Source organism: Chitinophaga filiformis (genome assembly GCF_900102545.1).
Taxonomy (GTDB): domain Bacteria; phylum Bacteroidota; class Bacteroidia; order Chitinophagales; family Chitinophagaceae; genus Chitinophaga; species Chitinophaga filiformis.
In genome coordinates this window covers 1400734-1413788 of sequence record NZ_FNBN01000002.1, presented here as the reverse complement: position 1 = coordinate 1413788, position 13055 = coordinate 1400734, and the positions used below count along the sequence as shown (strand labels likewise).

5 protein-coding genes are annotated in these 13055 nt (G+C 47.9%); all 5 read left to right on the top strand.

What is annotated here, in order from left to right:
• Positions 1-3120 (top strand): hypothetical protein, encoded by a 3120-nt coding sequence (locus tag BLR32_RS12080; RefSeq protein ID WP_089831943.1) that lies wholly within the window; start codon positions 1-3, stop codon positions 3118-3120.
• Positions 3121-3152: 32 nt separating this feature from the next.
• A complete protein-coding gene (locus BLR32_RS12075; RefSeq protein ID WP_089831941.1) occupies positions 3153-8642 on the top strand; it encodes a coiled-coil domain-containing protein in 5490 nt (1829 codons plus the stop codon).
• A gap of 25 nt (positions 8643-8667) precedes the next feature.
• The gene (locus tag BLR32_RS12070) at positions 8668-10392 is read left to right on the top strand and encodes a hypothetical protein (RefSeq protein WP_089831939.1); all 1725 of its coding nucleotides are present in this window, start codon (positions 8668-8670) and stop codon (positions 10390-10392) included.
• A gap of 813 nt (positions 10393-11205) precedes the next feature.
• The gene (locus tag BLR32_RS12060; protein ID WP_089831935.1) at positions 11206-11820 is read left to right on the top strand and encodes a Pvc16 family protein; all 615 of its coding nucleotides are present in this window, start codon (positions 11206-11208) and stop codon (positions 11818-11820) included.
• Between the two features lie 2 nt (positions 11821-11822).
• Positions 11823-13046 carry a hypothetical protein gene (locus BLR32_RS12055; RefSeq protein ID WP_089831933.1) on the top strand — a complete coding sequence of 408 codons (1224 nt, stop codon included), beginning with the start codon at positions 11823-11825 and terminating at the stop codon, positions 13044-13046.
• Positions 13047-13055 lie beyond the last annotated feature (9 nt).

The window sequence follows — 13055 nt, the reverse complement described above, 5'->3', positions numbered from 1 at the left end:
ATGAGTGTAGAAATCGCCAGATACCAGTTCCATGCATGGTCAAGAAGAGGTATTTCCGCCAATATTATCGAACATGATGATCTTGGCTCAGGAGCAGCTGCTGTAAAGGAACGTGCAGAAATTCCCATTTCAGTCACACTCAATACGACAGCTGTTCCGAAGAACTTTTCCCTGATAGGGCCGGGCGATATTATCGGTATTAAGGATGAGATGATCGTTCGTACAGAACCGCTGAACTGGATCACCAATTTCGAGCCTAATTACCTTGCGTTCATAGAGTTTTATGATGAGGATTTTGCCTGGCGTTATACACCAGCTTCTCCCTCGGGCAACCGGCTCAGGCCCTGGCTGTTCCTGCTGGTCGTGAAGGAGACTGAGTTTGAAAGAACGAAAAGAAAACTGCCGCTGCCTTCTGTTAATATCAATTCAAAGGAGGCGTTCCCGTCGTTCAAAGATACCTGGCTGTGGGCGCATGTACACAGCGATGCTGATATACCTGACAGTGAGCTGTCTGATTATGAGGAATTCCTCTTATCGCTGAATAAGACGGTGAATAGTGATCCGGACCAGTTATTCTGCAGGTTGATGAGTCCGCGGAAGCTGGAAGCGAACACAAAATATTTTGCATTCCTGGTGCCTGCGTTTGAAACAGGAAGACTGGCAGGACTTGAGCTACCTACAGCCAATGTAGTAGCTCAGCTGCCTTCCTGGGACGATAACGGCGCAAAGGGTGAGATGCCTGTTTACTACGAATGGTTTTTCCAGACAGGAACGAACGCTGATTTCGAATCGCTCGTAAAGCTACTGGAGCCAAGGGCGATGGACCCAAGAGTAGGTATCCGCGATATGGATGCATCCAGGCCTGGTTTTGTAAGGGCAGATGATAATACAAAGGAAATACCCGGTACACAGCCTCCTATTCTGGGACTGGAAGGCGCCTTGAAATCGCCCACTACGGTGTCAACTGTTTTTCCCAATCCGCCGGCCAGTGAGTTCCAGGCGGAGCTGCAGAAAATAGTGAATCTGCCAGCCATACAGGCGGCTGATCTCACACAGGATCCTGTTGTGTCTGTACCGCTGTATGGCGGCAAACATGCAAAGAAATCAGCAACAGATGTAGTGTTGCTGGATGTCAGCAAGAAGACCTGGGTAAATGAGTTGAACAGGGACCCGCGTACACGTGTGCCTGCGGGCTTCGGGACGGCAGTGATCCAGAAGAACCAGGAGACCTATATGCAGAAAGCATGGCTCCAGGTGGAAAGGATCATTGAGGCAAACCGGGAAATAAAGGCCAGCCAGTTCTTCATGTATGTTAGTTTCAAATATACGCAGCAAACATTCTCAAAGCTACCGGATAATGTGCTGGTGGCGCTGACCAAACCAGTGCATTCACGTGTAATGGGGAGCCCTACTACTATCTATCAACAGATCAATGACAGTATATTACCAACTACTGTATTCTCAGGAGCATTCAGAAGACTGGTACGGCCCAATGGTAAACTGGTAAAGCGACTGGAAGCAAACGGTCCGCTGGTATACAATGATCTTGTTACAAAAATCAACGATGGCACTTTAACTGCTGCCCCGCCAAAAAAGCTGCCGGCAGGCCTGCCTAATACAAAAGATTTCTCCGGAAAGATCTTTCCTTACCAGCTGAGCCATCTGATGTTATGGTTGCTGAAGAATAGTCTGCTGGCGGTTATTATACTTGTAGTGCTGTTGCTGTTGTTAATGTTTATTACCGGCGCATACGCCGTCTTTGCGGTATTGATAGTAGCGGCTGTAGCAGCATATATTGCTTTGAGCCGTTTCCTGAAAAGCAGAAGGGACGACGAGGCGGCAGCGGAGGCATTGGATGATCCTTTCAAAGCAGCGGATGAGTTGAAGGATATACCAGCAAAGCCTGATTTCACACTGGTATTAAGTGATGAAACGGTTACTCCGGCGCCGACACCCACCACACCGGGCGCTGACAGTGTAGAGGCACAAAACTTCAGGGTGGCTATGAAGGACTTCCTCGACAGGATGGTGTTACAGGCGCCTGATCCTGTGCGTGCTTCGGTAGATCTGGGTAATGCAAACACGAAACTGCGTGATGCCATTAATCCTTACAGGGCATATCCACAAAGGCTCAACAGGTTGGTGAAATTCCCGTCTTATATACAGCTGGATGTGCCGGAGAAGATCTTCCCGGCCATGGCTTATCCTGATTTTGAAGACCCGATGTATAAAGGGTTAACTGACATTTCGAATGAACTGCTGTTACCTAATCTGAAGCTAATACCGGAGAATACTATTTCATTGCTGAAAACGAACCAGCCATTTATAGAATCCTATATGGTAGGATTGAACCATGAGATGGGGCGTGAACTGTTATGGCGGGAATATCCTACAGATGAACGCCCCAGTAGTTTCCGGCAGTTCTGGGATGTAAAGGGTGTTATTCGTCCGAAGACAGGAAAATCTGAGGCAGAACTGACGGAGGAATACAAGGATATCAAACCTATTCATACATGGCCTGTAAGCAGTACGCTGGGGCGCCATAACAACCGGGATGCAGAAGGAGATGCAGAACAGTTAGTGCTGGTGATACGAGGTGAATTGTTAAAGCGTTATCCCAACACCCTGATATTTGCGCAGAAGGCTATTGCCGGAGCAACGCCTGACGATGATCCTGTAATTGATCTTGACCTTTCTGATACGGAGTTTGAAACACAACTGAAGTTCCCTTTGTATAAAGCGGAGATAGCACCTGATATTAAGTTCTTCGGCTTCGATCTTACCATAGAACAGGCGAGAGGCACTGAGCTTACGCCTGGTTTCACTGATCACCTGGGATGGTTCTTCATACTGCAGGAAATACCTGGAATGCCGAGGTTCGGTATGGACATTTCCTTTAACCAGGGAAGTGACGGTTTATCATGGGATGACCTGGCCTGGACGAACTTTGATCCTGGTATGAAGTTCATCACCGCAGGTACAAAACCCACTATTCCGCTTCCGGCGCCAGAATATAACAAATGGGGGACGGATGCTGCGAATATGGCCTTTATCCTGTTCCAGAAACCAAGTATGGTGGCCGTACACGCAAAGGAAATGCTGGAGAAAGTTGACGCATAAAAAATACCATTATCACCAAATAATAAAGCATTATGCCCACATTGAAAGAGCAACAGGAACTGATTGAAGCTTTGCGCCAGCAACGCGAACAGAGTTCCGGTGATTTATACAGGGCGCAGATCAACCTGCATGCTACCAGTGGCCTGCTGGGACGGGTAAGTAAAAAAGAGACGTCTCTGCCTCCTGACGTGCAGCAGATAGCTGCCCTGCGGGAACAGATTGCAAAACTGCAGGCAGATATCAGGACTATCAATGCCGCTTTGAGTGAAGGGGATAGTTATACTGTGAAGGTGAAACAACAGGAGCAGTACATTGATTTCCTGCAAAAGAAAAAGGAGGTGACCACTGCCCGTATACAGGAAGATCAGCAGCGGTTGCAGGAGGAAGAAAGCAGTGAAACACCTGATAAAAAGATCATTGCAGGACTTGTAGAGGAGATCGCGCAGCTGGAGAAACTATTGCCTGAGCTGGATCAGAACATCGCTACCGCGCAGAATGAACTGACGCAGTTGAAAAAGCAACAGCAGCAGGCGTTGGATCAGCAGCAACAGTTGTTGGTTTCAAAAAAAGACCTGCAGATTAAGCTGGCCAGTCTGGAAGCAGATCTGGCAGGATTGCTGCAGCAGGGTAATGGGGAGAATATGGATCAGGTGTTGCAGACGTTGAAGCAACAACAGGCGGCATATGTACAGGCGAAGCAGCAGCATTATAAAAACGATATTGCGCTGTCTGATGCTATTGCACAGATATATGTTGATCCGCATCCCCGTAACGGCGTACAACAGCTGAATGATAATATTCCTTTCCTGTTCATGCCGGTAAGGATAGAGACCCGGTTTATTACTTCCGGCAATCTTACAGAGTTGTGGTTAAGGATCTACCCGGATGATATCGCTGTACATACGCATGAAAAACTGCTGACCAGCCAGGAGTTGAAAGATGGCATCACTTACTGGAAAGCATTGTTCGATGCAGAGAAGAATGGTGGTGCGGAAAAAGAAGACAAGAAGAAGGCCGCCTGGAATGTGCTGGCTACGACCTTCGGTCCGCAGCGTGCTGCATGGGTAGCCTTGCAGACAAAACCTACTAACTGGAATAATCTTCCGAATATAGAAAGCGTTGATGGGCTGGTGTTCCCTTCTCCTGAACTGACGAAGCCTGATACCTGGAGCCGTGCGCCCAGGGTGAATGTATTGCCTGACAGGTTTGTAGTGACCTTATACGAGGGCGATGTAGTGACAAAGGAAGTAGTGGGGAATATTATACCGGATGAATTGTTCGTAGGGCCTGACCCGATGGATGCGGATGGTGGTTTTACTACGAAAGATGACAAGCTGGTTTTCGGTGAAAGTTATGACTGGACATCTGACTTTGACAAGGCTATCCTGAATGGGATGGGCTTCAGGATCCCGCTGAATGCAACACAGGCGACCAAGGGATTTGATAAGATACTGGTATTGGGTGTAAATCTTTCCGCCAGTGAATCGGCCGCACAGCAGATGGTGGAGGAACTGATAGATAATCATCATTATTCTCCCAAGGGATTCAGTCTGATACCACAGGGCAGCGCCACCAACAATATGGATGATAATGGCTCGGGTTATACAAAGAATGATGATTTCAGCAATGCCAGTTATGTAGTGGAAGCGCAGGCGCCATTATTCACTGAAGCAGATGATTGTGATGGAAAGAACCTCGCCAATGCTCTGGGTATTGAGTATACCCCATTACAGAATGTCGCACATAGCAATGGCAAGGACCTGGAGGAAGCAATAGCGATGAATACAGCGCTCTTTCCTTCCACACTGGGTTATTACTTCGATACGATGTTGAGTCCTGTGTTGAGTGAAGCGCAGCAGGATAAGTTGAGAAGCTTTTTTGTGCGTCATGTAACAGGTCGCGGGCCTTTACCTGCTATCCGTGTGGGCAACCAGCCATATGGCATTCTGCTGACGAGCAATTTCGAAGAATGGAAGTGGACCAGCACATTACCTGTGCCGGGTATTGCCCTGCCGGACAACAGGTTCCTGAATGGATTGTACGCGGTGTTGAAGGCTTATTCGGAGATATGGAAAGATATTCTCGGCAAACTTTCTTATGTAGGGAAACCTGGGTTGGATCCCTCTGCTGCATTGATGGATATTATTGGTCTGCAGCCTAACAGTGCGTCCATCTTTCAGCGTATCGGGTATTCCACGGATTACCTGCGGAACCTGGACAGCTTTAAACATGGCGGCAAATACTATAAGGACCTGCAGCAAAGCATGATATCCAAAACGAATGCACTGAGCTTCCTCCAGCAGTTAGGTTATACGGCTGACGAAGGCGGTGTGTTAAAAGTACCGCAGCTGCTGCGGTTGGTCTACCAGCACTATCATACTACGCTGGATGCCGCTAATCTTGTTGATAATGTTCCGCTGTCAGAGAAGGATGGTATCACCTACTACAATGAAGCAGCTAAGAAAAATTACCTGCACTGGCTGTCGGAAGTAACAGACCTGGACGTGCTGGAGAAACAGGACTTCGGAGCAGGCAAGCCTATCCCCGCTGCACTGTTGTATATGCAATTGCGGCGAAGCCTGTCATTGCAGCTGCACAAAGCATCTATACTATGGTTTAAGAAAAATGATTTCCCGCTTGATTTCATGTTGCAGCCTGCCAATTTCCATAATATCCGTCCCGGCGGAGATCTGAGTAAATGGGAGATGATGCGGGCGCCTGTATCTAAAGTGGCGCCTGAGCATCCGCAGCGGAACAGCACTATCGGCGCCTATTTATTGGGCCTTGGCAGGGATGAAGACGAAGCAGCCTTCCTGACTGCCATGAGAAAGTCTATTGAGTCGCTGGCTGGCCTGCCTACTGCAAGACTGGAACGTTGTTTTATAGAGCACCTGGATACCTGTAATTACCGGCTGGATGCCTGGCAAACGGGTATGTTCAATGTACGGTTATCACAACAGCGGAGATTGCAGACGGCAGAGCGTCAGAAAGGTATTTATCTCGGATCGTATGGATGGGTAGAACATGTGCGTCCTTCCGGTAAGCGGAAGGTGGTGACTGATCCCGTACCGGAGAAACTGAAACCTGCTAACCGGCCTTTGTATGAGTATACGGATAACGGCGGTTTTGTACATGCGCCTTCCCTGAATCACGCTTCGGCTGCAGCGGTGTTGCGCAGTGCTTATATGAGTCATGCGACACCTGAGAATCCGGATATCATGGCCGTCAATCTTTCTTCAGAAAGGGTACGCAGGGCCATGTTCATACTGGATGGTATGCGTAATGGCCAGACCCTGGAAGCACTGCTGGGATACCAGTTTGAAAGAGGACTGCATGACCGTGGTTCTGCAGATGATGATCTGAAGAAACTGAACGCCTATATTTACGATTATCGTGCAGCTTTCCCGCTGCTGCAGCATGTGGTGCAGCAGACAGGAACAGGAACCGTGCAGGAAAGTATTCCCGCCAATAATGTGGTGAATGGTGTGACACTGGCAGAAAAGACCGGCGGGTTTCCTTTTGGTGCAACAGGCGCTGTTGTATCAGCATCGGTAGCGGAGAGGGGCGCTATCATAGCAGAGAAGGATAAACTGGCAGATACCCTGGATGCTGTAAAGGACCTCTTATCGGCAGAAAGTGTGTATCAGCTGGTGCAGGGTAATTTTGAACGTTGTGCGGCGATGCTCAATGCGGTAAAAGATGCCGTTATCCCCAATGACCTGGATGTTATTGAAACGCCGAGGGGCAGCCAGTTTACCTTCACCAATAGGGTGACGATCCAGTTTGGCAGTGTAGACGCTGCGGACCCTGCCAGTAATCCATGGCCCGCTATTGATATGACGGTGAGAGCGAAGATGGAAGCCGGTTTGAATAAGTGGCTGGGAAAGGTGATCGGCGATCCTGCAAAGATTATATACAACGTAGCTTATCTCGATGCACTGAACCTGCCACTGGGACTGGAAACCTGGACACTGGAGAAACTGGGTATTCAGCCGGTTGATCTGCTTTATATCACCGGTGGTGAGCTGAATACAGGATCGGCGGATAAAACCTCCGTTTCCGAGCTGGAAAGCCGCATTGCCTGGCTTTACAGGAAAGCGCACGGTCTGGAAGACAGTACTGCCATCAGCATTGCTTTTACGCAGCCTGAGCATGTGGCGGGCACACAAACGCTTGCCAGTCTGCTGCCTTTACTGGGTAACCTGCGGGCTGTTATGACAGACTCCCGTTACCTGGACGCAGCGGACTTCAATCCTGACTCAAAGAAAAGCCTGGCAGATAAATTGAATCCAGGGGCCCTGGATCACGCTGAACTGCTGGCAAGGATACAGACAGCCCGGACAGCTTTTCAGGTCAATATCGGGGCTATAAATGCCCTTTCTATTCATGCAGAGATCCCTGACCCGGATGCAAACAACCTGCTGACGGTATATAATACACTGGAAACTGCTTTTAATGCCCTTGACAAGGCAAAACTGACATTTGAGGATATCACCTTTACCCTCGGTAACGTAGCCGCGGAAAAGTTGCAGGAAATACTGATAGCGGTATCGCAGTTTGGCGTTCCCGATGCTTTCCCTAAACCTGCCTGGGTACTGACCACTGCCAGCAAGGCAATACTGCTGGAGCAGGCAAGGAGTATTCAACGGAAAATGCTGGTCTCTTATAAAGCTTCGGGGGATGTGCTTACGGCTGCCGCCAGTCTGACGGTGATAGCGGAGAAGGTAAAAGAATACAGGAGGGCCGGTAAATTGTTGCTGCAGGAAGCATTCAATATCCTGCCGCTGTTCAGTTATAACAATGAAGCGGATGTCCTGTTGTCGCATGGTGACAGTGCCCAGTTACTGAGCTATGCTGCTACCAAACTGAATACAGACTATATCGTGGAAGAGTGGATGCAGCAGGTAGCGCATGTGCGGCCACAGATACAGCGCTGGGAGCAGGTGCGTTCACTCTATGAACTGGATCATACGGGAGAAGACCTGCCGCTGGAGGCTGTTCAGCTGCCTTACAGGGCGAAGGATTCCTGGCTGGCGGTAGAATTTCCGGAGAAAGATCCTGTTACTAATCAGCCTTTCAATATTGTGCATGATACCTTGTCCATCGTGGTGCATGGAGACGCATTTACACCTGTCGGCCGGCAATCCGGTCTCCTTATAGATGACTGGACGGAAGCCATTCCGACGGCGGAAGAAACTACCGGCATATCATTCAACTACAACCAGCCTAATGCCATGCCACCACAGGCGCTTTTACTGGCAGTTACGCCGCAGGTGAAAGGTCACTGGACATGGGATGACCTGATCGGCATCCTGAACGATACCTTAAAAAGGGCCAAATTAAGGGCCGTAGAGCCACGATTACTGGATGAGGTGACACATCCTGCCGTCAGCGTATTACGGCCGGCTATTGTGGCTGATTTTACGCAATACGACCTGAACGTATCCCTGGACTACAGGTTAAACCTGGTACTGCTGGCTGAAGCACTACCAATAACGTCTGTAGCATCCCTTTCAAAATAGGTTTTACCATTTCAAAAAATGATTTATGCCTGCAGCAGTAAGATCATATACGGAGCTATTACTGATATCATACCGGATACCTTCTATCACGGCTTATAACAGGCTGGAGACCTCTCCGCGTACTGCCAACTTTGACAGGAGTCTGAAAGCAGAAGTACGGGATCCTTTATGGATGCTGACACGTCAGTGGCAGTTTGGAGAGTTTGAGGGAGAAGATGCCGCTTCTCCGGTTACCGCACAGATCCTGGGGATGCATACGGGTATGGACAGGATTAGTTTTCCGAAGGGAGATCCGTTTCCGTTTAAACAGGATATTCCGCTGGAAACACATGTGGAAAGAGAAGTGATTCGTCCTGACTTGTCGGTGTCTGTTCAGATGGGGAGGTATTTCCTGAAGCTGATGAAGAAACATTCCCTGGAGGGGAAGTTGTCTGATTTTATGACAAGATATCCGCTCAATTATGTTATAGATCCGCATGATAAGGATGCGGTGGTGTTGTATAGTACCGTGAAGAATAAAATGTTTGACGGTTTTGCGTTGTACCTGGATATGGCAGGATCTGCTGCTTATGATACCTGGGTGGATGCAGCTTTTCCGGCAGATGCGGCTACGTTTAAGAGCCTCGCGCCTTTATTCACCGCATGGCATACGCGGAATTATAGTCAGCCGGAAAATGCAACTGATACTGCCTGGTTGCCTTCTCAACTGGAATATCAGTTTAGTATATCCTCTCCGCAAAATCAGCAGGTAACGCTGGTGGCAGATCAATATTACGAAGGGCATCTGGATTGGTATTCCTTTGATATGGATGCGCGTAAACAGGTGCCATTGCCGGGACAGGAAGGGGAACAGGCTGGACCTGTGGAGAACTTTGTTTCATTCCTTCCATCTCCGATTGCCTTTAAGGGGATGCCGCATCCGCGGTTCTGGCAGATGGAAGAGAATCAGACCGATTTCGGTAAGATCGATACGTCTGTTACCGGACAGCTGCACCTCATGCTGGCGGAATTTGGACTGATCTATTCGAACGACTGGTTTATGCTGCCGTATCCGCTTGCCGTCAATACGCTCTGTGAAATAAAAGGGATCGTTGTGACAGATGTATTCGGACAGGAAATTTTAATAAGACCTGCGGGTAAAGGACTGGAAACTAACTGGCATCGCTGGGCGATGTTCCATCATTCATCGAAGACCGCAACTTCCAATAGCACCAACTTCTTCTATCTCACACCGGCTATCACCAAAGCGCTGGAATGTCCGCCGCTGGAAGAAGTGAATTTCCTTCGTGATGAAATGGCGAATATGGTGTGGGCGGTCGAGAATATCGTACCGTCTCATACAGGGAAAGGTATGAGGGGATATGAAATGGCAATGGTTGATGCACCGGCGCCTGATTTTGTACCGGTTGGTAATGCTGTTATCCGGTATGTATTGGGTACGACAGTGCCGGGTAACTGGACACCATTTATACCTGTGCATGTTAACAACAGCGATACGGAAATCAGGTTCCAGCGTGGGCGTATGCCGGGAGCAAAACCTGCTTATGGGGTGTTGCTGAAAGAACAGCCTGCGCCTTATTTTATCAATGAGGAGGAGATACCGAGAGCGGGAGTGATTGTAAGCCGTTCTTTTCAACGTACGAGGTGGTTGAATGGGAAGACGTTCCTGTGGACGGGGAGGTATAAACAGGCAGGTAAAGGAGAGGGCTGGAGTAATCTTAAATTTGATCAGATTGAGGATATTCCGTAATGAGCATTCGCGGTGATAGGTCGTCGCTGCATAACACAATCATTCGCGGCAATAGACCCCGATAGGGGGCTTATTGTCGTGAATGATTCCGTGTTGTCAATATGTTCTGTTATGTAATCAGGATATGATCAGGTACAAATCAGGTATTAACAATGGTTCTCCTATGGGTATCTTACGTTCATCCTACGTCTTTGAACGTAGGATGAACGTAAGATACCCATAGGAGAACCATTGTTAGAACGGCATCATATCGAAGATTGTACGGTTTCAGAAGGAATTCAATTGCAATTTTGAGTAATTGCAATTGATGAACTGTGGGGCAACATTTTCATCATATGAGTAGAAAATATTGTATACGAAAAGTTAATTTTCATTAGTAAAAATTACTTTGCGTACTTCTACGCAATTTATATTTTACACCCGTTCAAAAGTTTTTTATTTCCGAATTATTACCTAGTTTTACGTCTCTATGGTAATCGTGTGTAAAGCGTTTGAAGAACTCCAATTTTAACTCAAAACTTAACTCAAAAAGAAGACAAATTTTTTAATTAAATACCCCGAAAAAAAATCAGAAAACATTAGATCCGTGAAATTCTTTGATGTGCTGCAGTAGTAGCAACATGTGCATTATGGCCATACACCCTCTTGAAATCCGTAAGCAGAATGCCGCCACAACTGTATCTGAAAACTAGCCACGTTTTCCTCATCAACTGTATCGTGAAATAATATATCATTTATCATATCGAGTAATGCCGCTGCTGGTACTAGCCACCGGCTTGGCTTTCGCGTCCTGATAGTAAATAAAATCATACCATGATTTTCACTGCTTTTAAATTATTAAAAGACCAGTTGGATAGTTATATTCAGTCCTTTAATCCTATGGGAAACGACCCTGAAGGTCATGTGGTCCTGGACAATGTAGCTACCCTGGAAACGCCAGACAGGCCTCCGGGCGCAGAAGAACGGCTTATCCTTAGTCTGGTGAACATAGAGGAAGAAGCAACCCTGAAAAACAGCACACATTTTTACCGGAATGCGCAGGGTGTTGCTTATCACAATCCTCCCATATACCTGAACCTGTACATGCTTGTGTCAGCACATTACAAGAACTATGAAGATGCGTTGTCAAGGCTTTCCCAGGCTATCCAGTTCTTTCAGAGTAAAACAAGTTTTAACCTGAAGAATTCCCCAAACGAGGCGTTGATCAACAGTGGTCAGGCGCCCGATGATCTGCAATTACACTTAGAATTGTTTTCCCTATCCTTTGAACAACTGAATCATCTGTGGGGCGCTCTTGGTGGCAAACAAATGCCCAGCGCACTATACAAAGTAAGACTGGTTAAGATCACAGAGAACAGGATTACAGGACTCGGTACTATTGTGGAACAGATCCAATCAAAAGACAGTATTGCTTTTCCCAAATCATAATAATGGCTTTTCAGATTACATACAGGCGCCTGGCAGTGGTGAATATGTTGCACAGCTTCTACCTCGATAAAGAGGGAAGCACCTACTATAGCCTGTCCCAGGAAGACCAGGAATTCAGATTGGCCGATCTCCTTATGGATAACCGGTACAACCTGATGGATAACGTGACGATCACACCGACTCCTGCTACCGAAAAATTGCTGAAGGGGCAGCGGATCGTGTATCGTCAAACATCCACCGGACTTGTATTAGGTATCGCTTCTGCACCGGGCCCGAACGGGGCGCTCATTACAGCGGTGCCTGTCAGCGGTCAGTTGCGGTTACAGTTTGTGATCCGCCTGAAGAATGCTGCATTGTTATCCCGTAGTAACCTGCGTATCAACCCGGTATTTCCTGCATGTTACTATTTCACGAACGACGACACTACTACCGGTAAATCTTTTCCTTCACTTTCCACTTCCGTAAAGGAGTTCACGGACGGTCGGTTATATGAGATGGGAGAGATGGCGATTGTCAACGGTAATATGTCGCAGGCCATTGCCCGCACGGACAGTGCCGCTACCGGCTGGGTAACAACAGATGATTTTCATCTCATTAATGAGTATGACCGCATCCTGTTGCCGCTAAAGTTTAGTTATACGTTCGACAAGCAGGGGATCACGCAGGCCAACTTCGTGCTGCTGAAAGGAGCAGATGAAATCAAGACATTGCCCTTTCAGCATGCAGATGGTTTACAGAATGCGGCTCTCGATTTTACAGGTACGCCGGACGGGATCTACACATTGAAGATCTCCGGTAGTAACAGTTATGAAAGAAGTTACACGGTATACCTGCATTCAACGCTTTACCAGCAAGATGCCTGGGGTGTGCTCGACCTGGTAATGCATACAAATGATGCTGCATTTCAGCTGGTGGATGCAGATGGTGCGCTCAGAACGCCATCCGCACCTGTCTTTGAACTGCGCTTCGCCAACAGGGCCACTTATTGGAAATACTACCTGCAGAAAGCAGATCCGCCGGGAGCTGATGTTAACTGGGAAGAAGTTCTTCCCGCTCCGCCAGGTATTAAAAAAGTGATCATCAGCAAACAGCCGTATCCACTGATGCAGGCATACCGTAGGGTGAGCTACGCTGCCGTCAGTCTTCCAAATCCTGACGGAGAGCTGATCAGCCGCCAGGGTGACCTGATATGTTCCGAAATCTTACTTCCTAAAATGAAATTATAAATTGATCGA

Coding starts and splice junctions, on each gene's coding strand:
- BLR32_RS12055 (WP_089831933.1), top strand. CDS start 11,823: ATGGCTTTTCAGATTACATACAGGCGCCTGGCAGTGGTGAATATGTTG.
- BLR32_RS12070 (WP_089831939.1), top strand. CDS start 8,668: ATGCCTGCAGCAGTAAGATCATATACGGAGCTATTACTGATATCATAC.
- BLR32_RS12060 (WP_089831935.1), top strand. CDS start 11,206: ATGATTTTCACTGCTTTTAAATTATTAAAAGACCAGTTGGATAGTTAT.
- BLR32_RS12080 (WP_089831943.1), top strand. CDS start 1: ATGAGTGTAGAAATCGCCAGATACCAGTTCCATGCATGGTCAAGAAGA.
- BLR32_RS12075 (WP_089831941.1), top strand. CDS start 3,153: ATGCCCACATTGAAAGAGCAACAGGAACTGATTGAAGCTTTGCGCCAG.